This window comes from Metabacillus dongyingensis, assembly GCF_019933155.2.
Lineage (GTDB): Bacteria > Bacillota > Bacilli > Bacillales > Bacillaceae > Bacillus_P > Bacillus_P dongyingensis.
The window spans coordinates 4,198,564-4,223,126 of the sequence record NZ_CP082944.1 but is presented as its reverse complement, the minus strand read 5'-3'; the positions used below and the strand labels follow the sequence as shown (position 1 = coordinate 4,223,126).

General features: G+C 41.0%; 25 protein-coding genes and 1 pseudogene. 19 read left to right on the top strand and 7 right to left on the bottom strand.

The genetic code is table 11. The features are described from left to right. Positions 1–72 precede the first annotated feature (72 nt). Positions 73–477 (top strand): YugN-like family protein, encoded by a 405-nt coding sequence (locus K8L98_RS20970; RefSeq protein WP_223437814.1) that lies wholly within the window; start codon positions 73–75, stop codon positions 475–477. Here the strand turns inward: K8L98_RS20970 and K8L98_RS20965 are convergent. After that, positions 474–1,466, bottom strand: a complete 993-nt coding sequence (locus K8L98_RS20965) for a potassium channel family protein (protein WP_223437812.1) — start codon at positions 1,464–1,466, stop codon at positions 474–476. The genes K8L98_RS20970 and K8L98_RS20965 overlap by 4 nt on opposite strands. Before the next feature lie 12 nt (positions 1,467–1,478). After that, complete coding sequence (locus tag K8L98_RS20960) at positions 1,479–1,721, bottom strand: atypical membrane-integrating protein (Mistic protein) (RefSeq protein WP_223437810.1); 243 nt, start codon at positions 1,719–1,721, stop codon at positions 1,479–1,481. 165 nt (positions 1,722–1,886) lie between these two features. Here K8L98_RS20960 and K8L98_RS20955 point away from each other — a divergent pair, with 165 nt between their 5' ends. From K8L98_RS20955 to K8L98_RS20930, 6 genes and pseudogenes are all read left to right on the top strand, one after another. Next, positions 1,887–3,191, top strand: coding sequence for a glycosyltransferase family 2 protein (locus tag K8L98_RS20955; protein WP_223437808.1), 1,305 nt, complete (start codon positions 1,887–1,889; stop codon positions 3,189–3,191). A 119-nt stretch (positions 3,192–3,310) separates the two neighbouring features. Continuing rightward, complete coding sequence (locus K8L98_RS20950; protein ID WP_223437806.1) at positions 3,311–4,624, top strand: hemolysin family protein; 1,314 nt, start codon at positions 3,311–3,313, stop codon at positions 4,622–4,624. Between the two features lie 121 nt (positions 4,625–4,745). Then, a pseudogene (locus K8L98_RS20945) lies at positions 4,746–5,556 on the top strand (dicarboxylate/amino acid:cation symporter). A gap of 222 nt (positions 5,557–5,778) precedes the next feature. Next, positions 5,779–7,440, top strand: a complete 1,662-nt coding sequence (locus K8L98_RS20940; RefSeq protein WP_223437804.1) for a glycoside hydrolase family 13 protein — start codon at positions 5,779–5,781, stop codon at positions 7,438–7,440. A 202-nt stretch (positions 7,441–7,642) separates the two neighbouring features. Next, on the top strand, positions 7,643–8,047 hold the full coding sequence (locus K8L98_RS20935) for a secondary thiamine-phosphate synthase enzyme YjbQ (protein ID WP_223437802.1): 405 nt from the start codon (positions 7,643–7,645) through the stop codon (positions 8,045–8,047). Next, entirely contained in the window at positions 8,041–8,970 is a 930-nt protein-coding gene (locus K8L98_RS20930; RefSeq protein WP_223443645.1) for an MBL fold metallo-hydrolase, read from the top strand. The genes K8L98_RS20935 and K8L98_RS20930 overlap by 7 nt, the downstream gene beginning before the upstream one ends. A 59-nt stretch (positions 8,971–9,029) precedes the next feature. On the opposite strand, the gene K8L98_RS20925 is transcribed toward K8L98_RS20930, so the two are convergent. Together K8L98_RS20925 and K8L98_RS20920 are read right to left on the bottom strand one after the other, a co-directional pair. After that, positions 9,030–9,362, bottom strand: a complete 333-nt coding sequence (locus K8L98_RS20925) for a DUF948 domain-containing protein (protein WP_223437800.1) — start codon at positions 9,360–9,362, stop codon at positions 9,030–9,032. Between the two features lie 60 nt (positions 9,363–9,422). Beyond that, on the bottom strand, positions 9,423–9,821 hold the full coding sequence (locus K8L98_RS20920; protein WP_420828801.1) for an HIT family protein: 399 nt from the start codon (positions 9,819–9,821) through the stop codon (positions 9,423–9,425). 170 nt (positions 9,822–9,991) lie between these two features. Between K8L98_RS20920 and K8L98_RS20915 the strand changes: the two genes are divergently transcribed. The 4 genes from K8L98_RS20915 (at position 9,992) to K8L98_RS20900 (ending at position 13,306) form a co-directional block, all read left to right on the top strand. Next, a complete protein-coding gene (locus K8L98_RS20915; protein WP_223437797.1) occupies positions 9,992–11,089 on the top strand; it encodes an NAD(P)H-dependent flavin oxidoreductase in 1,098 nt (365 codons plus the stop codon). Further along, positions 11,073–12,344 (top strand): kynureninase, encoded by a 1,272-nt coding sequence (gene kynU / locus K8L98_RS20910; RefSeq protein WP_223437795.1) that lies wholly within the window; start codon positions 11,073–11,075, stop codon positions 12,342–12,344. Before K8L98_RS20915 ends, kynU begins: the two co-directional genes overlap by 17 nt. Then, a complete protein-coding gene (gene kynB, locus K8L98_RS20905; RefSeq protein WP_223437793.1) occupies positions 12,344–12,964 on the top strand; it encodes an arylformamidase in 621 nt (206 codons plus the stop codon). Before kynU ends, kynB begins: the two co-directional genes overlap by 1 nt. Positions 12,965–13,045: 81 nt before the next feature. Then, complete coding sequence (locus tag K8L98_RS20900) at positions 13,046–13,306, top strand: hypothetical protein (protein ID WP_223437791.1); 261 nt, start codon at positions 13,046–13,048, stop codon at positions 13,304–13,306. Between the two features lie 17 nt (positions 13,307–13,323). Here the strand turns inward: K8L98_RS20900 and K8L98_RS20895 are convergent, their stop codons facing one another. Further along, positions 13,324–14,148 (bottom strand): protein-glutamine gamma-glutamyltransferase, encoded by an 825-nt coding sequence (locus tag K8L98_RS20895; RefSeq protein WP_223437789.1) that lies wholly within the window; start codon positions 14,146–14,148, stop codon positions 13,324–13,326. A 200-nt stretch (positions 14,149–14,348) separates the two neighbouring features. Between K8L98_RS20895 and K8L98_RS20890 the strand changes: the two genes are divergently transcribed. Then, positions 14,349–15,743: an L-cystine transporter gene (locus tag K8L98_RS20890; RefSeq protein ID WP_223437787.1), complete on the top strand. Its 1,395-nt coding sequence runs from the start codon at positions 14,349–14,351 to the stop codon at positions 15,741–15,743. Between the two features lie 46 nt (positions 15,744–15,789). Here K8L98_RS20890 and K8L98_RS20885 read toward each other — a convergent pair whose 3' ends face one another. Together K8L98_RS20885 and K8L98_RS20880 are read right to left on the bottom strand one after the other, a co-directional pair. Continuing rightward, the gene (locus tag K8L98_RS20885) at positions 15,790–16,254 is read right to left on the bottom strand and encodes a hypothetical protein (RefSeq protein ID WP_223437785.1); all 465 of its coding nucleotides are present in this window, start codon (positions 16,252–16,254) and stop codon (positions 15,790–15,792) included. A 13-nt stretch (positions 16,255–16,267) separates the two neighbouring features. Further along, complete coding sequence (locus tag K8L98_RS20880) at positions 16,268–17,047, bottom strand: hypothetical protein (protein WP_223437782.1); 780 nt, start codon at positions 17,045–17,047, stop codon at positions 16,268–16,270. Positions 17,048–17,181: 134 nt separating this feature from the next. Here K8L98_RS20880 and K8L98_RS20875 point away from each other — a divergent pair, with 134 nt between their 5' ends. The 7 genes from K8L98_RS20875 to K8L98_RS20845 all read left to right on the top strand — a co-directional run bounded on the left by K8L98_RS20875 (position 17,182) and on the right by K8L98_RS20845 (position 24,559). Further along, entirely contained in the window at positions 17,182–18,945 is a 1,764-nt protein-coding gene (locus tag K8L98_RS20875) for an ABC transporter ATP-binding protein (RefSeq protein WP_223437780.1), read from the top strand. A gap of 292 nt (positions 18,946–19,237) precedes the next feature. Next, positions 19,238–19,990 (top strand): DeoR/GlpR family DNA-binding transcription regulator, encoded by a 753-nt coding sequence (locus tag K8L98_RS20870; protein ID WP_223437778.1) that lies wholly within the window; start codon positions 19,238–19,240, stop codon positions 19,988–19,990. After that, complete coding sequence (gene pfkB / locus K8L98_RS20865) at positions 19,987–20,901, top strand: 1-phosphofructokinase (RefSeq protein WP_223437776.1); 915 nt, start codon at positions 19,987–19,989, stop codon at positions 20,899–20,901. Before K8L98_RS20870 ends, pfkB begins: the two co-directional genes overlap by 4 nt. Before the next feature lie 24 nt (positions 20,902–20,925). After that, complete coding sequence (locus tag K8L98_RS20860) at positions 20,926–22,794, top strand: PTS fructose transporter subunit IIABC (protein WP_223437774.1); 1,869 nt, start codon at positions 20,926–20,928, stop codon at positions 22,792–22,794. Between the two features lie 99 nt (positions 22,795–22,893). Continuing rightward, entirely contained in the window at positions 22,894–23,208 is a 315-nt protein-coding gene (locus K8L98_RS20855; RefSeq protein ID WP_223437772.1) for a hypothetical protein, read from the top strand. Between the two features lie 256 nt (positions 23,209–23,464). After that, positions 23,465–23,911 (top strand): DUF6376 family protein, encoded by a 447-nt coding sequence (locus tag K8L98_RS20850; RefSeq protein ID WP_223437770.1) that lies wholly within the window; start codon positions 23,465–23,467, stop codon positions 23,909–23,911. 33 nt (positions 23,912–23,944) lie between these two features. After that, positions 23,945–24,559: a protein kinase family protein gene (locus tag K8L98_RS20845; RefSeq protein WP_223437768.1), complete on the top strand. Its 615-nt coding sequence runs from the start codon at positions 23,945–23,947 to the stop codon at positions 24,557–24,559. Positions 24,560–24,563 lie beyond the last annotated feature (4 nt).

The window sequence follows — 24,563 nt, the reverse complement described above, 5'->3', positions numbered from 1 at the left end:
ACGCAATACGTTGTGCTTTTTTTATAAAATCTCTCCACGTTGTAAATCATAATAAAAAAGGAGGTCGAAATTATGATTGAAATTCCGTCAAAGCTTGAAGGAAAGTCGTTTAAACTTTACCATCTTGAACAGCAGCTAAAGCCGCTTGGCTATTCAATTGGCGGAGGCTGGGAGTATGATCATGGGTCGTTTGATTACAAAATTGACGATGAAGCAGGCTATCAGTTTCTTCGTGTGCCATTTACAGCAGTGGATGGCCAGCTTGACTCGCAAAATACTACCGTTAAGCTGACAAATCCATATCTGCTTTCACATAAATACCAAATTGGACTTGATGATAACGTTCGTATCGGAAATGTGAAAGCTTCGTTTGATCAATTTCAGGAACCACAGGATAAGGATGCTGAGTTCCCTGAAAAGTATATCGATATTGGCAAGGATTTAGTGAAAGAACTTGAAGCGGTACTGCTGGATTAATGAGTAATCAGAATGAGAAGATCATCCTGTTGCAGGATTTGGGAGATAGGCGGGTTCAACTTCGTCTCATCTCCTTTTTTGATGCCGATTAACAGCATCTCTTTTTCAAGCAGGGCGTGGCTTGCCGCATGAAAAGTTTCTCCAATTAATTCTTTTGGAATCGGTTTGATTTTAAAAAAGTTTCCTTTTGCAGCGTTCAGTTCAGAGTAAATACTGGATAAGCCGTATTTTGCTAAGTAACTGTTCATCATTAAATGACTTGACAGCTGATACGATTTAATAATTTCATCTGCTCCGGCACGCTTTGCGTTATTCACATGCATTCCCGTTACGAGCTCAATGACTGTATATAAATCAGGATTTATCCCTTTCAAAGCAAGTAAAATGAGAATGGAGTTCATATCTGCATCCGATTCATTTTTATGCTGGTTGGCTGTAATGATGGCTGCATCTGCGTGTTCGACATTTGCTCTCACTAACGTCCGGTCTATTGTCGGGTTGCCTTTAATAAAATGAAGATTTTCAATAAGAGGAGACTCCTCAAGCGTATCATCAATTAGTACGAGGTTTTTGTATGGTTTTATTTTCTGGAATGTCTCAATCAGTTCGCTCGTTTTCTCATTCCATCCAATAATCACAATATGATTGTCATGTTTAAAAGCAGTATCCCCTTTTAGATAAGAATGCTGTTTTTGAAAAGCTGCAGCTGACAATGTTGCGAAATAAGTTGTGACAAAACCTGCTCCGATTAAAATGAGCACCATTCCAACAGAGCGCCCCGCAACAGTTTCAGGCACATAGTCTCCGAAGCCTACGGTGGATACGGTGACAAGCGCCCACCAGATTCCATCAAACACGGTTGGAAAGACTTCAGGTTCAATAAGAGAAATAATTTGACCGAAAAGAAGCACGATCAGCATAACGATCAAAACAATTCTGAAATACAGGGGCCATTTCAGCCAATCAATTAATAGTTTATTCGTTTTCACCAAACTCACCTCTTATTTATCTTTCGGAAGAAATGAAAGAACCTCTCTGATAATAGAATTGATTTTCTCTGTGACAGCCTCTTTTCCATAGACGCCTATAGCTTTTTCAATGGCTGACATTGTTTTCTCATAGAATTCAATTATAGGCTTATCCTCTTCTGCGTCATTATAGAATTGGATAAAGACATCAAGACCTTCATTCATTTTATCAATCGCATCGCTGAGTGCGTTTTTTTCATCTTCAGTCAATTTCATCGTTTCACTTCCTTATGTCCGTTCAATACGTATTCCTCTGTAGTATGTGCAATCTTGCTCTATTTTTTCGGCAATCGGTAAAAGTTCTAAAGTTTGTCTTCCGGCATGTTATTTTTTATTTTGTAAAAGATAAAAAAAATAGGCATAACCTGAGGTTGATAACTAATGAAAAAAAGATATGTATCTGTAAAAAATAAGTTTTGGATCAGTCAGACAGCCGCAATCCTTTGGATGAGCGCCTCGATTCTGATTTCATTGCCGTGGGTCAGGGAGCTTGCAGAAATCATCGGGCTTCCTTTTGCCATTTTTATTATTGCCGGAATTGCGTATATTCCGGGATATTTAAATGCATTTTTAGTATGCAGTCTGTGGATTGACAGACAGCCGAGGCCTAAGATCATCAGCCCGGATGTGCCGGTTACGGTCATTATTGCTGCAAGAAATGAGGAAAGAAATATTGGGACCACGATTCATTACATCTCTAAACAGGATTATGAAGGCGAAATGCAAGTGATTGTGGTTGATAATGGTTCAACAGATGAAACGGTTGCCAGAGCAAAAAAGGCGGGTGTTGAATTGAAATTGAACATTCGCGTATTGCTTGAGGAGGAAACCGGAAAGTTTCATGCTTTAAACCGGGGAATCAGTGAAACAAATTCGGGATTTGTTCTGACACTTGATGCAGATACACTTTTACATAAAAGCGCCATTAGGCACATTGTGGCAAGAATGGTCAGCTCACCAGAAGATGTATGTGCCGTCGCGGGTACGATTCTTGCCAGAAACAGCCGCGAAAATTTACTGACCAAAATGCAGGAATGGGATTATTTCCTTGGAATTGCAGCCATTAAGAGACTTCAGGGGCTTTATCAGGGAACGCTTGTTGCACAAGGAGCTTTTAGTCTTTATAAAACAGAAGCAGTTAAAGAAATCGGCGGATGGCCTGAAGCAATTGGTGAGGATATCGTGCTGACATGGCGATTCCTTCACCGCAATTACAGGGTATACTTCGAGCCTCTTGCTGTTGCATTTACTGAAGTTCCATCGACATTTCGTCATTTTGCAAAGCAGAGATCAAGATGGGCAAGGGGAATGATAGAAGCTTTAAAGGAAATGAAGCCTTGGCATCAGCCGGTTCTGTTCGCCAAATTTCTGACGGGCATAAACTTTATCATGCCATACCTGGATTTTACATACACAGTTTTTTGGATTCCTGGACTTATTCTCGCTTTTTTCGGTTACTTTTGGATCGTAGGACCGATGACCTTATTTGTTCTTCCGATTACCTTAATCAGCTATTTCAGCATTTACTCTTACCAGAAAAAAGTCTTCATGGAGCTTGATTTAAGAGTCAGAAAAAATACAGCCGGCTTTTTCTTATTTGTCTTAACGTATCAAATCTTAATGTCACCAGTATCTGTATGGGGCTATATTCAAGAATTTTTTCGTTTGAGGCGAATATGGAAATAAATGAGATGTTAAATGCCATCTATTAAGTAAAGAATAAAAACTATATATCAAGAATTCAGCGAGATGGATTTCACCATAGAAGGGAGGTGACCTTATCCGAATTACGGGTAAGGGAACTCTTGATTGCCACAAATTTGATATTGGTAGCCCTGTTAATTGCTGCAACCGGTTTTTTTGTCGCTGCGGAATTTGCCATAGTAAAGGTGAGAAGTTCCAGAATTGATCAGCTGGTCGGAGAAGGAAATAAGAATGCCATTGCTGCAAAAAAAGTGACTGGAAGCCTTGATGAATATTTATCTGCCTGCCAGCTGGGAATTACAATCACAGCTCTTGGACTGGGCTGGCTTGGAGAGCCGACAATTGAACATCTGCTTCATCCGCTATTTGATTCATGGGGATTAAACCCATCTCTTTCCGGCATTTTATCATTTGTGCTCGCTTTTATTGCCATTACTTACTTGCATGTAGTTATTGGAGAGCTTGCGCCAAAGACTCTTGCCATTCAAAAAGCCGAGTGGGTGACTATGACGCTGTCCCGTCCGCTCATTTTCTTCTATAAAATCATGTATCCCTTTATAAAAACGCTGAATGGTTCTGCTTTATTTATTGTCAGGCTCTTCGGCCTGCATGCAGCATCCGAGCATGAAGTTGCCCATACAGAAGAAGAGCTGCGGATTATTCTGTCTGAAAGCTTAAAAAGCGGGGAAATCAATCAGTCAGAATATAAATACGTCAATAAGATTTTTGAATTTGACAATCGAATTGCCAAAGAAATTATGGTTCCAAGAACAGAGATGACTACGGTATCCCTTGAAGATTCTTTCGAAGAAAATCTGGAGATCATGAGAAGCGAAAGATATACAAGATATCCGCTCGAACATGAAGATAAAGATAACATTGTTGGTCTAATCAATATTAAAGAAATTTTAGATGCCCTTTACATGTCAAAAGATGGTGTTCTGCTTAAAAATTATATACGTCCCGTAATCAAGGTGATCGAAACGATTCACATTCAGGATTTATTGCTGAGAATGCAGACAGACCGGATCCACATGGCAATCCTGGTAGATGAATATGGCGGTACAGCCGGACTTGTAACAGTAGAGGACATTCTTGAAGAAATTGTCGGAGAAATCCGCGATGAGTTTGATGTGGACGAACTGCCTAATGTTCAAAAGAAAAGCGATTTTCATTACATTTTTGACGGCAAAGCACTTATTGAAGAAGTAAATGATCTCCTTCAGCTCGAGATTGATTCAGAAGATGTCGACACAATTGGGGGCTGGGTGCTCACAGAGAAAATCGATGTGAAAAAAGGAGACAAAATCATGTCTGACGGCTACGAGTTTACTGTAACCGATATGGAAGGGCATCATATCAGAACGCTTGAAGCTAAAAAAAAGATGGAAACAGCAGCAGGTAATCTTGAATGATTGCCTGTTTTTTGCTGACTAGACCAATCTGATTTTAATCCCCCAGCGAAACACAGAATTTCTCTTCTTGAGGGCTGGAACTATCTTGAAATCAGGCTGCAATCTATCCGCCATAAAAATTATGTGTTTCCAGTATTTCAGTATTGTCCAACTCCATCGCAGAACATCATCCCAAAAAGAGTCAAAAGGGAAACCGTTTGCAAGCTTTCTTTCTTTTGGATCAGAAGTTTTGATGAAGCTGGTTTCATTAATTATGTATTATGCTCCGATCGGACTTGGTGCTTATTTCGCCACTTTAGTCGGAGAATACGGTCCGATGTTTTTAGGTACTTATTTTAAAGCGGGTGTCATGTATTACGTCTCAGCATTTATCATTTACATTTTACGCATTCATGTCAGGCAAAAAGAAGGCTGTAGCTGTTTTCTGGAAAAACATGCTTTCTCCAACCGTGACTGCACTTGCTACCTGCAGCAGTGCAGCTGCAATTCCCGTGAACCTTGAAGCGACACGGAAAATGGGTATCAGCGCTGATATTCGCGAGACAACTGTACCTTTGGGCGCTGCTCTTCACAAAAATGGATCTGTCCTTGGCGGTGTGCTGAAGATTGCCTTCCTTTTTGGAATCTTTGAAATGAACTTCTCAGGATTGGGCACATTGACGAGTGTTGTCCTCGTTGCCATTCTCGTTGGGACTGTAATGGGAGCTATTCCAAGCGGCGGAATGATTGGTGAGATGCTGATTTTGACGCTTTACGGATTTCCTCCGGAAGCCTTGCCTATCATTGCGGCAATCTCCACGATTATTGATCCGCCTGCAACGATGCTCAATGCAACCGGTGACAATGTCAGCAGCATGATGATTTCGAGATTAGTGGAAGGAAAAGACTGGCTGAAGAAGAAATCAGCTGAGCCTGATTCCAGAATTGCATAATTTAGGAAGGTATCCAGTGCAGATACCTTCTTCTTTTTTCTATAAATACAATTAGAAGGAATTCAACAGAAATTGTTCAATCTTTAACATAATTAGAGTATAATATTTTTTAGTAATGACAACTTTTAATAAATGTAAGCGAATACTTTGCTTTTTAATATTTTATTCCTATTTTTCATTCGTCTTACTTGACGTTAAGGTTGATATAAAGGAGTGTTTAAGTTGAAAAAGATTTGGTGGAAAGAAGCGGTTGCATACCAAATATATCCTAGAAGCTTTATGGATTCCAACGGTGACGGAATTGGCGATATCCGCGGGATTATTTCTAAATTAGATTACTTAAAAGATTTCGGCATTGATGTAATCTGGATTTGCCCGATTTTCACATCGCCTAATGCTGATAACGGCTACGACATTAGCGATTATCAAGACATTATGGCAGACTTCGGTACAATGGAGGACTTTGATGACCTTCTCTCTGAAGTGCACAAGAGAGACATGAAGCTGATTCTTGATCTGGTAGTGAATCATACTAGTGATGAGCATCCTTGGTTTATCGAATCACGATCTTCAAAAGAGAACGACAAACGTGACTGGTACATCTGGCGCGACGGCAAAAATGGCAAAGAGCCAAACAACTGGGAAAGTATTTTCAGCGGTTCTGCCTGGGAGCTTGACGAAGCAACAAATCAATATTACATGCACGTATTCGCAACAAAACAGCCTGATTTAAACTGGAAAAACCAAGAAATGAGGCAATCAGTTTACGATATGATTAACTGGTGGCTTGATAAAGGAATAGACGGCTTCCGTGTAGATGCAATTTCCCATATTAACAAAAAAGACGGCTTCCCTGATCTTCCTAATCCGAATGGACTTGATTTCGTTTCCTCTTTTGATTACCACATGAATGTAGAAGGCATTATGGAGCACCTAAGCGAGCTGAAAGCGCAAACGTTTGCACGTTATGATATCATGACAGTCGGAGAAGCGAATGGCGTTAAGCTTGAGCAGGCAGAAGACTGGGTTGGCGATACAAATGGAATCTTCAACATGATCTTCCAATTCGAGCATCTCGGATTATGGGATAATGGCACAGAAGGAACAGTCGACCTCATTAAGTTAAAAGAAACATTAACAAAATGGCAAAAAGGGCTGGACGGTTCCGGCTGGAATGCATTATTTCTTGAAAATCACGACCAGGCCCGCTCTGTATCAACCTGGGGAAACGATAAGGAATTTTTGACAGAAAGTGCAAAAGCATTAGCAGCCATGTACTTCTTAATGCAGGGTACACCATTTATTTATCAGGGACAGGAGCTTGGAATGACAAATGTTCATTTCCCGTCGATTGATGATTATGATGATGTAGCCATGAAAAACCTTTACCGCATTGAAACGGCAAAAGGACGTTCACATGATGAGATCATGGAAATTATCTGGCATAAGGGCCGTGATAATTCCCGTACACCAATGCAATGGAATGAAGAGAAAAATGGAGGCTTCTCTGCTGGCACACCGTGGTTTGGAGCGAATGATAACTATAAAAAAATTAACGTTGAAAAGCAGTTAAAAGATGAGAACTCGGTCTATCATTTTTATAAAAAGATGATTGACCTGCGTAAAGAGCATCTGGTTTTCGTTTATGGATCATATGATTTGATTCTTCCAGAGGATAAGCAAATCTATGCTTACACAAGAACTTTTGAAGGCAGAACAGCACTGGTTATCTCAAACATCAGCAACAAAACGGCTTTTTACCAGTACAGCAAGCTGCCGTTATCTAAAGAACAGCTGATTCTTCAAAACTACGAAGTTGCTGAACATAAGCACACTACTTCATTTACATTGAAACCATTTGAAACAAGAGTTTACGTTCTCTAAAATCACATAACTCCCAAGAAGGATAAATGCCTTTTTGGGTTTTTTTATTAAGTGGATAAATTCTATTAAGTAAGCATATAAGCGGGAAAGAGGAGATGAATTTTAAAGTGAGCAGCTCAAAGCTTGCTGGCAGCTCCAACGTGCCGGATTAGGCTGCTTAATGATACAATGCAACCAAAGGGAATAAGGAGGGACTCGCATAATGCTGAAAAGGTTTACTATAAAAACAAACTCTCGCGACGAGATGGCAGATGTGACTTCAAGTGTTGAAAAACTAGTGAGAGAAGCTTCCATAAAAGAAGGAACTGTCCTTATTTACTGCCCGCATACTACAGCAGGCATTACAATTAATGAAAATGCTGATCCAGACGTAAAAAAAGACATGATCAGACGTTTTGATGAAATCTATCCATGGCACCATGAGAAAGATCGGCATGATGAAGGAAATACTGCTGCTCACATGAAAGCGAGCACAGTGGGTGCATCACAGCATATTATTGTATCAGACGGACAGCTTGTTCTCGGCACGTGGCAGGGAATTTACTTTTGTGAGTTTGACGGTCCTAGAGAACGTACTTTTTATGTAAAGGTTCAGTCTTCATTGTGAAAAAGTATCAAAATCTTGACGATGTTCAAAATACGAAGAACTTTTCTGATTTGAGAAAGTGGATGAAAGAAAGAAGGAGCAAGCAAAAGGATCTTTCTCTATCGATTGAACGAACAGAAAAAACAGTTGAAGCTGAATTAAAAAACAATCGATCAGATATGAGCATCACCTGGATCGGCCATTCTACTTTTCTGATACAGCTAAATGAAAAAAATATCCTGACTGATCCGGTATGGGCAGAAAGAATGGGTGTTCAAAAACGGCTTACAAAGCCGGGTCTTCAAATACAGGATCTTCCTGAGATCGATTTTGTTCTAATCTCGCATGGACATTATGACCACCTTGATTTTGCGAGCATTAAACAATTAAAAGGAAATCCGGTATATTATGTGCCGGAAGGCTTGAAACCTGCTTTTAAAAGAAGAGGATATAAGCAGGTAATAGAAGCAAATTGGTGGGATTCATTTGAAGTATATGGCGGAAAGCTATCCTTCGTTCCTGCTCAGCATTGGACAAGGAGAACTCTTTGGGATACCAACTCTTCTCATTGGGGAGGGTGGTTGATAGAGGATACTGTCACGCCCTACACAGTATATTTCGTTGGTGATACAGGTTATTTCAGAGGATTTAAAGAGATTGGGAGCAGATACGATATCGATGCAGTCCTAATGCCGATTGGAGCCTATGAGCCGGAGTGGTTTATGAAGGTTTCCCACATAAATCCGGAAGACGCGATTCAGGCGTTTCTTGATTTAAATTCGAAAGGTCCATTTATCCCCATGCATTATGGCGCATACAGACTGGCAGATGATACAGGACCCGAAGCCCTCGGGCGCCTGTATTCAGAATGGGAAAGACTTTCGCTTGATAAAGAGCTGCTTAAGGTCATGAAAATCGGAGAAACTTGGTGGAGAAAGCAGTAGAACCTGCTCCTGGAAAATCATAAAAAGAAGGCGGCTCATTCAGACGAGCCGCCTTCTTTTTATCCCCGTACCTTATGAGTAAACCGTTCATTTTTTTTAGCCGGCAAAAATTCTTTAAAGCTTTTTAATGTTTCAGGTGTTTCTTTGGCGATCTCAATTGTTGTCTGGACTGTCTGTTTTTTGTATTCCACATCTGACATGATTTTCTCCTGTGTTGCAGTTAGCTTGGTTGTTTCGGTTTGTATGCCCTCTGTTTGCTTTTGGATGCGGTTAGCCGTTTCTTGAAGATCCTGCAATGCAGGCTTTGCTTTTTTAAACGTTCTAAAAGCAGAGGTTCCTAAATAAATTAGTGCACAAACTACTAGCGCGATGCTTATATAAACAATCGTCATCGGGTAAAAACTCCTTTCTATTTCTTCTCTTTTTTATTTTTTACCCTATAAGGGCATTTCTTAATCTATGATAGAGGGCCTCATATTGTCTATATCCTTCAGCCAGGAGCGAATGCCGCGTCCTGCATAAGGCTCGTCTTGGAAACGGGGAATAACATGCAGGTGAGCGTGAAAAATATGCTGTCCGCCTGTTTCTCCTGAATTCCATCCTATCGTATAGCCATCAGGCTGATCCATATCATCGAGCCATTTCTTCACTTCCTTCAGCAGGCTGAAAGTTGCGTGCCACTCTTCTTCTGTTAAATCGAAAACGGTTGGCCTGTGCTCTCTTGGAACGATTAAGCCCGAGCCTTTCAGTACTTTTTGAGGCATTTGCAAAAAGAGGCAATGTTCATTGGACAGAACGGCTTTTTGATCTTCTATCATTTCGGGATTGCAAAGCGGGCATAACTCTTCCAACTAAGACAACTCCAATCTATCCTAATCTATTTTTTACCATTTTAGCATAATCAGCAAAAATGAACTCGATATTTGCTTCTATGCGGGTATTCCTTTTAGTATGGCAGGGAACAGCGGCCGGCATGTAGAAGAAGATATACAGCATTCTTCAGAGATGGGAGGAAAACTGAATGACATGGAATCATACCTCTATAAGCAGGCTGCTTAAGATTGAATACCCAATTGTTCAAGCACCGATGGCAGGAGGAATTACTGTCCCGAAGCTGGTCAGCGCAGTCAGTGAGGCCGGAGCATTGGGATCAGTCGGTGCAGGGTATTTAACGTCCCTTCAGCTTGATCAGCAAATAAAAGAAATAAAAGGTTTAACAGGCAAACCCTTTAATGTGAATCTTTTCGTCCCTGAAAAAGAAGCAGGGATCAGCAAAGATGATATTTTGGCGATGAAGGGTGTCCTTGAAAAATTCAATATGCCGGCGGAGGATATTTCATTCACATATGAAAAGAGTCAATTAAATTATGAGAAGCAGCTTGAGGCCGTTCTTCAAAATGATGTGCCGATCTGTTCTTTTACTTTTGGTCTTCCTTCAATAGAAGCAGTCAGGGAGCTTAAACGGGCAGGCCGGATTGTGATGGGCACAGCTACAACAGTGGAGGAGGCTCTTTTGTTCGAAGAGCGGGGTGCAGACGTTATCGTTATGCAGGGAAGCGAAGCAGGAGGACACCGAGGTACATTTAAAAGCTCCGCTGATTCTTGCATTGGCACAATGGCTCTTGTACCTCAAGCAGCAGACGCTCTAAGCCTTCCTATTATTGCAGCCGGGGGAATTGCAGATGCAAGAGGAATAGCAGCAGCGCTGATCCTTGGTGCAGATGCAGTTCAGCTGGGAAGTGTTTTTATTCCATGTACAGAAAGCGGAGCCCCTTCTGCTTACAAAGCAAAGGTATTAAGCAGCAACGAAGATGAGACCGTTTTGACAAGAGCCTTTTCCGGCAAATATGCCCGTGGAATTAAAAATGACTTTATTCAAAAGATGAAACCATTTGAAAACAGCATTTTACCTTATCCTGTACAAAATGAAATGACAAAAAGTTTGCGCAGTCATGCTGCACAAGAGCTCAATTCGGAAAACATGTCATTGTGGGCAGGACAGGGTTTAAGAATGATTACAGAATCTCTGACTGCCAAAGAGATTTTAGAAAGATTAATTGGACAAGTGAATGCTGTTACAGATTCCAGCTGGAAGGGATTGAATGCAAATGGATCTTAAAAAGGCGGCAGCCCTTGATGAGAAAGATGAACTTGCCCATTTTCGAAATGAGTTTTATCTGAAAAAAGATGTGATTTATTTAGATGGAAATTCCCTTGGACTGCCTTCAAAAAGGGCAGAGGCCGCATTGATATCCATGCTTGATGCCTGGAAGGAGTATGGGATTGACGGCTGGACTCAAGGAGAAAAGCCTTGGTACACCTTATCAGAAACGCTTGGCGAGCAATCTGCATTTTTAATAGGGGCGAAGTCTGATGAGGTAGTTGTGACCGGATCAACAACAGTCAATCTGCATCAGCTCGCTGCAAGCTTTTTTCATCCAGAGAAGAAGCGTACGAAGATTCTGGCAGATGACCTGAATTTTCCATCTGATATTTATGCGCTGCAGAGTCAGCTGTCTTTAAGAGGGCTCGATCCGAATGTTCATTTAGTTAAGGCGAAAAGCAGGGATGGCCATACCCTCGAAGAGGACGATATCATTGCTTGTATGACAAATGAAATTGCATTAGTTGTTTTGCCTACCGTTCTTTACCGGAGCGGACAGCTTTTGAATATAGAAAAGCTGACGAAAGCCGCAAGAGACCGGGGGATTTTGATTGGGTTTGACGGGTGCCATTCAGTGGGGGCAGTGCCGCATGAGTTTCACAAATGGGGAGTTGATTTTGCCTACTGGTGCAATTACAAGTATTTAAACGGAGGACCCGGGGCTTCTGCAGGACTCTTTGTTCATGAAAAGCACTTGGGGAAAATGCCGGGCTTAAGCGGATGGTTTGGATCGAATAAAGAGTCTCAATTTGATATGGACCACAGCTTTACTCCTGCTGCCTCTGCCGGAGCCTATCAAATTGGAACGCCCCATATTTTCAGTACAGCGCCTCTGTCTGCGTCTCTTCAGCTTTTTAAAGAAGCTACTCTTTCAGCCATTCGCAAAAAGTCGCTGAATATGACAAGAATTATGATGGATTTAATTGATTCTGAGCTTTCAGGATTTGCTTTTCGCATCATCAACCCTGCTGAAGATGACAGACGCGGGGGCCACGTAGCTCTCCAGCACCCTGAAGCAGCAAGGATTTGCAAAGCCTTAAAGCAGGCTGGCGTCATCCCGGATTACCGATCGCCAAACATTATCAGACTGGCACCAGTTGCATTGTATACATCATATGAAGAACTTTGGAAAACAATACAGTTTCTAAAAGACATTATGAGGGAAAAAAGATATGAACAATATGAAAATAAGCGTGAGGTGATCGCATAATGATTATTGATATTTCAAGACCTATTCAAAAAAGCACGCCAACGTGGCCAGGCGATACGCCATTTGACTTTGAATTAATGTGGACAAAAGAAGCAAGCGGATCCGTTAATGTAGGCAAACTTGAAATGAGCACCCATACCGGTACGCATATAGATGCACCCTTTCATGTTGACTCAGAGGGGAAAAAAGTGCATGAGCTCGATCTATCAATCTACTGCGGAAAAGCAAAAGTGATACACCTTCAGGATGTTGAAGTGATTACAGCGCACGAGCTGAAAAAAGCAGATCTTTCTGAAACAGAAAGGCTGTTGATCCGAACAGATTCGTGGGATGATCCGTTAAGGTTTCCGGAAAAGTTCTCCTATTTTCACCCTGATGCAGCTGCTTACTTGAAAGAGATCGGAGTCAAGCTGATAGGTGTGGATGTTCCTTCTGTTGATTTTATGAAAAGCAAAGAGCTTCCTGCCCATCATTCATTTTTGGAGCATTCAATTTTCATTTTAGAGGGGCTTGATTTAAGCGCAGCCGAACAGGGAGATTATGAGTTAATTGCTTTGCCGCTGCCGATTGTAGATGGAGATGGAAGTCCTGTAAGAGCGATTTTAAGAACGTTTAAATAAGGCTTGTCAGGAAAAAAAGAAAACCGATTGTTTCTTTTCTTTTTGGATCGGAACGTGTAATCTACTTGTAGGTGATGGAAAATGAAAATCATTCATTATTCTTATAGGAAACACGGCAGAATTGAATTTTGGTTTGATAAGTGGCCGAATTCACCCGTTGTTTTCACTCCCATTAAAGAATACTATTTTATTAGAGTTGTAAAGTGGAGTGAGCTCGATCCGCTCGTTACCAGAGATGACCTTGGCAAGATGGAGCTGATTGTCAATCAGTACCTCGGACGCGAACAATACTACTTGCAGCGCAAATATTTTGATAAGAACCAGCTGCGGCTGCCTAAATAATAGGCAGCTTTTGTCTGTTATTTTAGATAAACAGCCGAGCCGATCTTAGAAATGATTTTCTGATCATCAGCGAGCGGGAAAGTTCCCTGGATTTCTCTGCCTGCCTTTCTGTAAACATATAAATATCTGTAATCCAGCCTTGTAACCTGTGAAAGCAGATATGCAGTCTGAACAGCTCCCTCTTTCCGGTATTTATTCAATGAAGCGATAATTCCTTCTGCATCTTTTATTCCAATTCCATGGCCGTAATAGAGATCATATCCCATATCGATTGCATTTTCTCCGCGCCACTGAGGCTTTTCAGGATCGAAATCCGGGTTTTTAAAATATACACAGTCCCCCGGTAAATAATCATTTCCCCTTCTTGTAAAAACGCCCAGATCATCATCGTAATGCCAGTCATAGAGAATCATTCCGGCAAATAGCCGATTGAAATGACGCTCTTCAATGATCTCAAGCACCGCTTTGTAAAAGACGGCCACAATGGCGGTCGCGCACTCAAAGGCATAAAGCTTTCCGTTTGCATAAAGATCCCGGATCCCTTCTGACGGCAGAACTCCCGGCTTTATGACAATCGCCCCTTGCCTTGTCAGATTCCACAGTGCCGGGTTGCAGCGGGAATTTTCAAAGGTGGTGAACTTTACGCCGCTTTGATACAAAGCTGTTGCCGCTTTTACAATTTCAATTCTTAGGTCCAATTCGAATTTTAGCTGATTAAAATGTTCATAGGAATAAACTTCTTCATACTTTACCATTAAATCCAGGATCTCTTTTTGCTCGCCGGTTAATATGGATGTATTTAATATATTATTGCTTTGATAAGCATTCTGTATTTTAATCACAGCAATCATTCGCCTCCCAATATGAAGCTGATTTAATAATTTATGAGGGCACACTGTGAGTTGGAACCCCTGATGAATATTTCCTTGAGGAACAACGTATGATGAAGAAAGTCATCTGTGTCAGTAATTCCTACTTGACTGATTGGAATAATTGCATTATATTTTTTTAATAATAAAGGAAAATGTTAGGGGGAGAAAAAGTGTCATCTATTTTAGTTATTATTAATATAGCCGTGCTTCTTGGTCTTATCTTTTTATTATTTTTCATGCAGAAAAAACATGTATCGTTTTCAAAACGTGTATTTGCTGCACTCGGTTTAGGTATTGTTCTCGGGTTTGCATTTCAATTTATTTATGGACCGGAAAATGAAGTACTGCTTGAATCGATTGGCTGGTTTAATATCGTTGGAAGCGGCTATGTGAAGCTTCTTCAAATGATCGTAATGCCGCTTGTTTTCATTTCGATTCTGGCAGCATTTACGAAGATGAAATTGTCAAATAACATCGGTAAAATCAGTGTTCTTATTTTAGGAATTCTTGTTGGGACGACTGCAATTTCTGCTGCAATTGGCATTGGCACTTCTCTTGGCTTTAATTTAGAAGCTGTCCAAATTGAGCAGGGTGAGGCAGAAACAGCAAGAGGAGAAGCTCTTGATGCAACTTACACAGAGATTCAGGATCAGACATTCCCTCAAAAAATCCTTGAATTACTGCCTGGTAATCCATTTCTTGATTTTACTGGAGCACGTCCGACATCAACGATTGCGGTTGTCATTTTTGCTGCAATCTTAGGTCTGGCATTCTTGGGTGTTAAACGGAAAGAACCTCAGCATGCAGAGTTATTTGCAAACATTGTGGATGCATTTTACGCAATCATTATGAGGGTCGTCACGCTCATTCTTCGACTTACTCCATACGGCGTGCTTGCCATCATGACAAAAACGGTGGCTTCAAGTGATCTTGATTCTATCTTAAAACTTGGGAAATTTGTTCTCGCTTCTTACGTTGCGCTGCTTATTATGTTTATCATTCACTTGCTGCTGCTAACACTTGCTGGTCTTAACCCAATCACATATGTTAGAAAAGTCCTTCCTGTATTGACGTTTGCCTTTACTTCACGTACGAGCGCAGGAACGCTTCCTTTGAATATCAGCACACAAACTAAGAAACTCGGTGTGCCAGAAGGAATCGCAAACTTTGCAGGATCTTTCGGTCTTAGCATCGGACAAAATGGCTGCGCAGGCATCTATCCCGCAATGCTTGCAGTTATGATTGCACCGACTGTCGGCATCGATCCTTTAAGTCCTTCTTTCATTTTTACATTAATTGCGGTGGTTGCCATCAGTTCATTTGGAGTTGCCGGTGTCGGCGGAGGGGCTACATTTGCGGCAATCCTTGTCCTCTCAACCATGAATATGCCAATTGCATTGGCAGGTCTGCTTATATCAGTTGAACCTCTTATTGATATGGGCCGTACGGCATTGAATGTCAGCGGCAGCATGACAGCTGGAGTGTTAACTGGAAAAGTGACAAAAGAATTAGATACAGATACGTATAATAATAGCGGCTCATCACAATTGGAGCTGGAAGCTTAATAAAAAAAAGCAGTTAGCAACTGAAAAACTTCAGTCTAACTGCTTTTTATTTTACAAACCCGATTGCGATGGCATAGTTATCCAAAAGAACTTGCTGTATTCTTCTATGAAAATCCTCATGACATTCAATCACTATAACAACTTCTGTTTCTTTCTTTTTAGAAAAAGGCTTTAATTTTTTCTTTTTAATCACACAATAGTAGAAAAAATTGAGAAGAAATCCAAGTAAGAGTCCGCTGCAAGCTCCGATCAAGCCCCAATAAACCGGCCCCCACGCTAAACGGAACCCAATGCTTACGCCTATTACAGCAAAAGCAGTGGCGAGTGCTGCGCCAGTATCAAACAGACTGACTCCATCAGAGTGATGAATCGAATCCATCAGTTTCATTGAATCATCTGTAGTATTTAATGAGACGGCCAGTATCTTCTCTTTAGGAATTCCTTCTTGTTCCATCTGAGAAATGGCCAGTTCTAGATAAGTGCAGTGATCAAACGTAGCAAAAACTTGCAATGGATATCGCCTCTCAAACTCTTTCAGGAAATTTAACCCGGTATTGCTGATAATTTTTCACAAGGAAATTTCTCTGCTCTTTAATAAAAAGTTTATTGTTCTCAACCGTATTAATATAAGCGTCATAGACTGCAAAACCGTACACAGAAGGCACAAACATCAGCCATGAAGGATTCAGAATATCAGTAGCATGCTGTACTTGCCCCAAAAATAAAAAATGAACGGCAAGCAGACACTTAGAATAATATACAAAAACAACCGTCCATATCAATGCGAAGAAACCAGTAATGATTCGGTGATTATAAAGCTGTCCTGTTCCCGGCATCAGAAAAGACCAAATGACCGCCATTCTGGGGTTTCGTTTGTCTAAATAATTGATTTCCAAGGCCCCTATTGAGAACGTATTGATGGGGGCATTTTCCCGTTCAGCAAGCAGAAAAACATGATTAGAATCAATCGTAGTCCGGTAACTGTCCCAGATTGCAAAGATGTAAACAGGAATATAAAGAAGAGTCCAGCGGTAATCAAGTGCATCCCGTGCCTTGTCGATTTCTCCGCAAAAAGAGTAAACCATGGCGATGTTTAAATGAGATTGCATGTTAATAAATACTTCCCAGACAAATAAGATCAGGCCCCTTAAATATTTTGACAGGAGCAGATGTCCAAATCCCGGAAAGGCTGCAGACCACCATGCAATTATGTACGGGTTTCTCAAATGAAATTGTGTCGTTCCAAACATGCTTAGATGAGCTTTATACCGTCTGTACTGATTGGCGCCTGAATAATTATCCATCTTTTCTCCTGCTGCTTTCTATAGTTATGCAACTTATCTTTTCCTTTTTTATGGAAATAAATGCGGGAAATTAACCTTTTTCTGAAAGGAAATGTATAATAAAGGATAGCACGCAAGATAGGAGACAAAATGAGATGAGTTTACAAGTGACAGGTAGCAGCTGGGGGGAATTCTTTCAGCTGATACGAAAGACAAAGCCATCAAAAAAAAGAATGGCGATTGCAGGTACGCTCAGCGTTTTATCCACAGTTGTCGGTCTGGTCATCCCATTATTCACTAAGAATTTAATTGATGATTTCAGCTTTGATAATTTTGGAAGTGTACATATTTTTCTGCTGATATCAGCATTCATAGCACAGGCCATTACAAGCGGGGTTTCAATTTACCTGCTCAATCATGTCGGACAGCATGTCGTTGCAAGGTTAAGGGAAAGACTTTGGAAGAAGCATATCCACCTTCCCGTCCGATTTTACGACGACCATAAAACCGGTGAAATGATCAGCCGGATGACAAATGATACAGCCATCTTAAAAGGGTTAATTACAGATCATATAACAAACTTCTTTACAGGTATTATTGCCATTATAGGATCATTCGGCATTCTCCTTTATCTGGACTGGCAAATGACGATAATCATGCTTGCATTAATTCCTCTCTCCATTCTGATACTGCTTCCGCTGGGAAGAAAAATGTACAAAGTCTCTAAAGGTCTTCAGGATGAAACGGCGGGTTTTACAGCGTTATTAAGTGAAGTATTATCTCATGTCCGATTGGTGAAATCCTCCAATGCGGAACATAGAGAGTACAGTTCAGGGAAAAGCGGAGTTGGCCGCCTTTTTCAATTTGGTCTGGCTGAAGCAAAAATTCATGCATGGATTGGCCCGTTAATCTCACTTGTGATTATGTCGCTGCTCGTAGTGATCCTTGGCTACGGAGGCTTAAGAGTTCAAGCCGGAGTTTTGTCCTCAGGAGATTTAGTTGCTTTTATTCTTTATCTCTTTCAGATTGTCATTCCAATGACTCAATTTACGGCTTTTTTCACACAGCTGCAAAAAGCAATGGGTGCATCGGAGCGGATCATTGAAATTCTTGAAGAAGATGAGGAAGACCTTCACTCAGGCAAAGAAGTAGAGCATATTCACCAATCGATCCGCTTTAAAGAGATTGAATTTGCCTACAAAAAAGAAGAACAAATTTTAAACAAGATTACTCTTGAGATTAAGCCAGGTCAGACCACGGCTATTGTCGGACCGAGCGGAAGCGGAAAAACAACGCTGTTCTCATTAGTTGAACGTTACTACTTGCCGACAGGGGGAGCTATATATCTGGGGGATGAACAAATAGACAGCTTTACCCTTGCTTCGTGGAGGGAGCAAATTGGCTACGTCTCTCAGGAAAGCCCAATTACCTCAGGTACTATTAAAGAAAATATCTGTTATGGATTAACTCGGGAAGTGACGGATGCAGAAATAGTCAAAGCAGCGAAGATGGCCTATGCGGATCAGTTCATTGAAGAATATCCTGACGGCTATCATACTCAAGTAGGAGAACGGGGTGTTAAACTCTCAGGGGGGCAGCGTCAGCGCATCGGCATTGCCAGAGCACTGATCAGGGATCCTAAAATTCTCCTTCTCGATGAAGCAACCTCAAGCCTTGACAGCCATTCTGAAATTGTTGTTCAAAAAGCACTGGGCAACTTAATGGCAGGACGAACAACGATCGTCATCGCTCACAGGCTGTCCACGGTCATTGATGCTGATCAGATTATCTTTTTAGATAAAGGAAGAGTTACTGGAACAGGCACACATGCTGAACTGCTTGAAACGCATCCAATGTACAGGGAATTTGCAGTTCAGCAATTAAAGCTGAATGATATAAGATTGAATGAGACTGTCTGATATTTGATCAGATGGTCTTTTTTTTGCTATTAAAAGGAGTTTATTGGACTAAAGAAAGGATATCTTCCATAAAGGAAAATATTAGAATATCAATTTCCCATAAATTCAAAATCATAGCGGTTCTCACATGCTGATTCTGACTTTGTTTTGATTGTTTTTGGTTGAATGATAGATTATTTGATTAGTAATGATTGTTTTTGAAAGTTTTTGGTTGATTTATGAAAAGGCTTACGTTAGAATGAATTCATGGTAAGTTTTTAGGCAATTTGAACGATTAGCTGGAGGTGACTGAATGATTACACCAGAACGGCACAGGATTATTATTAAGGTATTGGGTGAAAAGCAGGTCGCAACGATTCAGGAATTAGTTGATGCTACTTCTTCTTCAGAATCAACCATTCGAAGAGATTTAAGCCAGCTTCAAAAAGAGAAAAAACTAAAACGTGTTCATGGCGGAGCTTCTCTTTTTCATCAAAAGGGAGAAGAGCTCAGTGTCATCGAAAAGTCCTCACAAAATGCCGCAGAAAAAGAACGAATTGCTAAGTTTGCAGCAGACCTTGTGAAAAACGGAGACAGCATATATATTGACGCAGGTACAACAACCATGCAGATGATTCCATATTTAAAGGACAAAGAAATAACAGTCGTGACAAATGGCGTTTCACATCTCGAAATGCTGCTTGAAAATCAGATCCCAACCTACCTGATTGGAGGCATTGTAAAGCCGAAAACAAGAGCGCTTGTAGGCAGTGCAGCACAGTCAGGAATAAATGCATACAGATTTGATAAATGTTTTATGGGTGTGAACGGTATTCATCCGGAAGCAGGCTATACTACACCGGATCCGGAGGAAGCCGCAATCAAGAGGCTTGCCATCACCCTGTCTCAAGAAGCATATATCCTTGCAGATGATACGAAATTCAATGAAATTTCGTTCTCTAAAATTGCCGGCCTGTACGAAGCAGCGGTAATTACGAACGAACTGGATGAAGACACAGCATATGATTTTAAAGAAAAGACAGAGATAAAGGTTGTGACAGCATGATTTATACATGTACGCTGAACCCTTCCATCGATTATGTCGTGAAGGTAAACGATTTTAAAGAAGGGCACCTTAATCGCACGGATAGCGCAAGCGTTTTTCCGGGCGGGAAAGGAATCAATGTTTCAAGAGTTCTGAAGCGGCTTGGAACAGAAAGTACAGCACTTGGCTTTGCAGGCGGATTTACAGGCCAATTCATTAAAGAGTTTCTCTCATCAGAAGGAATTACACATGATTTTATCAGTGTTTCAGATCAAACGAGAATTAACGTCAAGCTAAAATCTGTTAAAGAGACAGAAATTAATGGACAAGGCCCTGGGATTACTGCTGAACAGAAGCTTGAGCTGCTGGGGAAAATCGGTGAAATGCAGGCTGAGGATGTCCTCGTTTTAGCTGGAAGTATTCCATCCGCTCTTGATGAAACCTTTTACAAAGAAATAGCTGATACATGCTTGAAAAATGGTGTGAACGTTGTCATTGATGCTTCAGGCGATGCTTTAAGAAGCACATTCTCAAGCAAGCCGTTCCTGATTAAGCCGAACCATCATGAATTAGGGGAGCTATTCGATACAAAGGTCAGCAGCGCCCAAGAAGCTGTTCATTATGGGAAGAAGCTGCTTGAAGAGGGCGTGCAGAATGTGATTGTTTCAATGGCTGAAAAAGGAGCCATTTTCATTAATCGGCATGGAGCTTTTTTTGCCAATGTACCATCTGGAGAAGTAAAGAATTCAGTGGGTGCAGGAGATTCAGTTGTTGCCGGCTTTATTGCAGGATTTAAACAGCATGGCGATTTTAAAAAAGCCTTTAAGCAGGGCGTTGCAACCGGAAGTGCAACTGCTTTTTCAGAAGATTTAACTACAAAAGAGTTTGCTGCTGAGCTCATAAATGAAGTAAATGTCAATGAGATAATTTAGATATTCATTGAAGGGGGAAGAAAAATGAAGATTACAGATTTATTAACAAACGATACGATTATCCTGAACCTGCATGCAGATTCAAAAACGGATGTTATCGACGAAATCATTGAATCACTTGATCGGGCAGGCAAGCTGAAAAATAAAGAAGAGTATAAAAAAGCGATTTTGGACAGGGAAGAGCAGAGCACTACAGGAATCGGAGAAGGGATTGCCATTCCTCATGCAAAAACAAGTGCAGTGTCAGTACCTGCAATTGCATTTGGCCGTTCTGCAGAAGGCATAGACTATGAATCTCTCGATGGCCAGCCTGCTCATCTGTTTTTCATGATTGCGGCTTCTGAAGGAGCAAATAATGAACATTTGCAAACGCTTTCGAGACTTTCTAGTTTTTTAATGGACCCCGCTTTTAAAAAGAAGCTTGAGGACGCCGATTCAAAAGCAGAAGTACTTGCTGCTATTGATCAAAAAGAAAAAGAGATGGAGGCAGAAGAAGAACCTGCATCATCCTCTTCAGGCAAGAAAATCCTTGCTGTCACAGCATGTCCCACTGGAATCGCGCACACATATATGGCTGCAGATGCCCTGAAGGCAAAAGCGAAAGAAATGGGCGTAAGCATCAAGGTTGAAACAAATGGATCCGGCGGAATTAAAAATGGTTTGACAGATGAGGACATTGCAGAAGCCGAAGCAATTATCGTAGCTGCTGACAAACAGGTGGAAATGGATCGTTTCGCAGGCAAGCATGTCATTCAGGTGCCTGTTGCCCAAGGAATCCGAAAGCCTCAGGAATTAATTCAAAAAGCGCTGGATCAAGATGCGCCTGTTTATAAAAGCAGCGGTGAGAAGAAAACGGCTGACTCACCTAAATCAGGAAGAAACGGTTTTTATAAGCATCTAATGAATGGTGTTTCAAACATGCTCCCGTTTGTCGTGGGCGGAGGGATCCTGATTGCGATTTCCTTTATCTTTGGAATTAATGCCGCAAATCCAGAAGATCCATCCTACCATCCAATCGCAGAAGCATTAAGCACAATTGGCGGAGGCAATGCCTTTTATCTTATGATACCAGTATTAGCTGGATTTATTGCGATGAGTATTGCGGACCGGCCTGGATTTGCACCAGGTATGGTCGGCGGCCTTATGGCAGCTACAGGCGGAGCTGGTTTCCTTGGCGGATTAATCGCCGGTTTCCTCGCGGGTTACTTGGTTGTCGGACTTAAGAAAGCATTCAGCGGCCTGCCAAATTCTCTTGAAGGCATAAAGCCTGTACTGCTTTATCCATTGTTCGGTATTTTACTGACAGGTCTGATCATGATGTTTATTGTCATCGAGCCCGTTAAAGCATTAAATGATGGATTAACAGTTTGGCTTAAGGGAATGGGAACTGGAAACCTTGTGCTGCTTGGATTGATTTTAGGCGGAATGATGGCGGTCGATATGGGAGGACCAATCAACAAAGCGGCCTTTACATTTGGAATTGCCATGATAGACGCTGGAAACTTTGCACCTCACGCAGCAATTATGGCAGGAGGAATGGTGCCTCCGCTAGGTCTGGCACTTTCAACAACTTTCTTTAAAAAGAAATTTACAAAAGCAGAGCGGGAAGCAGGGAAAACAAATTACGTCATGGGAGCATCTTTTATTACTGAAGGAGCCATTCCATTTGCAGCAGCAGACCCGGCACGTGTCATCCCGGCAGCGGTCATCGGATCTGCAGCAGCAGGAGCGCTTACAATGATTTTTGGAATTGGACTTCGCGCACCTCATGGCGGGGCATTTGTTATCCCAATTGTTGATGGAAATCCATTGTTATATATTGCAGCAATCCTGATCGGATCACTGATCACAGCTGTGATGGTAGGATTTATGAAAAAAGAAGTAAAAGAATAAATGAATGGCCTATTCACTTGATGAATAGGCCATTCTTACATAGAGTCTCCAGTTTTGATACAATAAGGATTATCTGCTTAATTGCTGGGAGGAACAACTATGACAGATCACATCTATTACGATTTTTGGTATTTGAAATCGGAAGAAATCAAGCTTGACGGTTCTGATACAGGAGCTGTAGCTTATGAAATTGGCATCAATGTGTTTGCTGATGAAGAATTTGATCACCTTTTGGATGATGTCCGGATCTCAGGATTGAATAAAGAAGAGATGCTGAGTTTTGATGTGCCAAACGCAGTTCGCTTATTTTCAAAGCTTGAAGAAGAAGGACTTCACAGTGTCGTCCGTGATATTAAAACAGCCGGCTTTTATTTTGTGATGGGAGAAAAAGTATCTGTCATCCAGAAACGGTAAGAACCTTTAAAATTGACCGCGCAGCTTGATTAATTGTATAATAATAGTAACTTAAATATCTCTTCCTTAAAGGGGAGTAGCTTTTACAGCAAAGTCGTCAATACGGGAATGTTCCCCGGCTTTGCTGGCAGCGATGCTGTTAGCGAGACCTTTGCCGATTATTTGGTGAAGTCTCTTTCGAAAAAGACGTTATGACCAAGTAATTGGATCTGACGTCTTTTATTTTTTCCGAAAATGAAATTAAAGGAGCTGTACGATGATGAAAATATTTAAAGTATTGGCTGTTTTATCCATAGTTTTCCTGAGTGGGTGTTCTTTGCTTGAAGGCGTTAATTCTTCTTTACAGTATGCAAATGATGCAAAGGATTATATTAATCAGGCAAGCACATTTGCAGAGGAGCTTCCTGCCCTTGCTGAAGAGGCTGTAAATAACGAAGAAGCAAGAACAGAGCTTGAGCAGAGTTTAAATAATATGAAGGAAGAAATAAATACATTTAAAGAATCGGATGCGCCGGAGATTGCTGAAGATGCACATAATCAGCTTGTCAGCTACAGTGAATCACTTGAAAGCGGAATTGATTCTGCTTTGAAGCAAATTGAAAACGGAGAGTGGAATCTTAAGCTGCTTGAAGACACAGAAATTGTGAAAACCGTGTCTGAAATGAAAAGCATCTTAGATCAAATTGAACAGCTTGGATCTTGAGAAACAAGGTAAAGAGGAAAGGAGGTTCTCAGGATGAAAGGATATAAGCAATTTGCAGATAGCGTCAAAATAGGAGGGAAAGGGACACGTGCCAAGCTAAATGGCCATGATTCTTCCTTAACCTTCATCGGAGCTGGCAGAAGCGCATTTGTTTTTAAACTTGCGAATGAGAATAAAGCTTTAAAGGTGTTCTTTCCTTCATTTACTCATATTGCAAAGGAAGAAGCTGAGATTTACAGGACCCTTCAGGGGATTGAGTATTACCCCAATCTATATGAAGCGGGAGAAAACTATTTAGTCATTGATTATATTGAAGGAAGCACTCTCTTTGATTGTGTCAGCACGGGAATATCCATAACTGATAAGCATATAGCAGAGATCGATAAAGCTCTTATGCATGCTAAAGAAAGAGGGCTGAACCCGTCTGATATTCACCTTCGCAATATATTCATTACCGATGGGGGCGAAATCAAAATGATTGATGTCGCAAGGTTCCGTCAAACAAAAAACTGCACACAATGGGACGATTTAAAGACGGCTTTTAATAAATACTACCGCAAGACTTATTTTCCTAAAAGAATACCGGCTGCCATGATGAATTTTATTGCAGCTTTGTATAAGAAAAAGCTGATTTCATTAGCATCATAAAAAA

What these genes read in the sequence shown, in the direction of transcription:
- K8L98_RS20970 (WP_223437814.1), top strand. Translation starts at nt 73, where the DNA reads ATGATTGAAATTCCGTCAAAGCTTGAAGGAAAGTCGTTTAAACTTTAC.
- K8L98_RS20960 (WP_223437810.1), bottom strand. Translation starts at nt 1,721, where the DNA reads ATGAAATTGACTGAAGATGAAAAAAACGCACTCAGCGATGCGATTGAT.
- K8L98_RS20955 (WP_223437808.1), top strand. Translation starts at nt 1,887, where the DNA reads ATGAAAAAAAGATATGTATCTGTAAAAAATAAGTTTTGGATCAGTCAG.
- K8L98_RS20935 (WP_223437802.1), top strand. Translation starts at nt 7,643, where the DNA reads ATGCTGAAAAGGTTTACTATAAAAACAAACTCTCGCGACGAGATGGCA.
- K8L98_RS20925 (WP_223437800.1), bottom strand. Translation starts at nt 9,362, where the DNA reads ATGACGATTGTTTATATAAGCATCGCGCTAGTAGTTTGTGCACTAATT.
- K8L98_RS20915 (WP_223437797.1), top strand. Translation starts at nt 9,992, where the DNA reads ATGACATGGAATCATACCTCTATAAGCAGGCTGCTTAAGATTGAATAC.
- kynU (WP_223437795.1), top strand. Translation starts at nt 11,073, where the DNA reads ATGCAAATGGATCTTAAAAAGGCGGCAGCCCTTGATGAGAAAGATGAA.
- kynB (WP_223437793.1), top strand. Translation starts at nt 12,344, where the DNA reads ATGATTATTGATATTTCAAGACCTATTCAAAAAAGCACGCCAACGTGG.
- K8L98_RS20900 (WP_223437791.1), top strand. Translation starts at nt 13,046, where the DNA reads ATGAAAATCATTCATTATTCTTATAGGAAACACGGCAGAATTGAATTT.
- K8L98_RS20880 (WP_223437782.1), bottom strand. Translation starts at nt 17,047, where the DNA reads ATGGATAATTATTCAGGCGCCAATCAGTACAGACGGTATAAAGCTCAT.
- K8L98_RS20875 (WP_223437780.1), top strand. Translation starts at nt 17,182, where the DNA reads ATGAGTTTACAAGTGACAGGTAGCAGCTGGGGGGAATTCTTTCAGCTG.
- K8L98_RS20870 (WP_223437778.1), top strand. Translation starts at nt 19,238, where the DNA reads ATGATTACACCAGAACGGCACAGGATTATTATTAAGGTATTGGGTGAA.
- pfkB (WP_223437776.1), top strand. Translation starts at nt 19,987, where the DNA reads ATGATTTATACATGTACGCTGAACCCTTCCATCGATTATGTCGTGAAG.
- K8L98_RS20860 (WP_223437774.1), top strand. Translation starts at nt 20,926, where the DNA reads ATGAAGATTACAGATTTATTAACAAACGATACGATTATCCTGAACCTG.
- K8L98_RS20855 (WP_223437772.1), top strand. Translation starts at nt 22,894, where the DNA reads ATGACAGATCACATCTATTACGATTTTTGGTATTTGAAATCGGAAGAA.
- K8L98_RS20850 (WP_223437770.1), top strand. Translation starts at nt 23,465, where the DNA reads ATGATGAAAATATTTAAAGTATTGGCTGTTTTATCCATAGTTTTCCTG.
- K8L98_RS20845 (WP_223437768.1), top strand. Translation starts at nt 23,945, where the DNA reads ATGAAAGGATATAAGCAATTTGCAGATAGCGTCAAAATAGGAGGGAAA.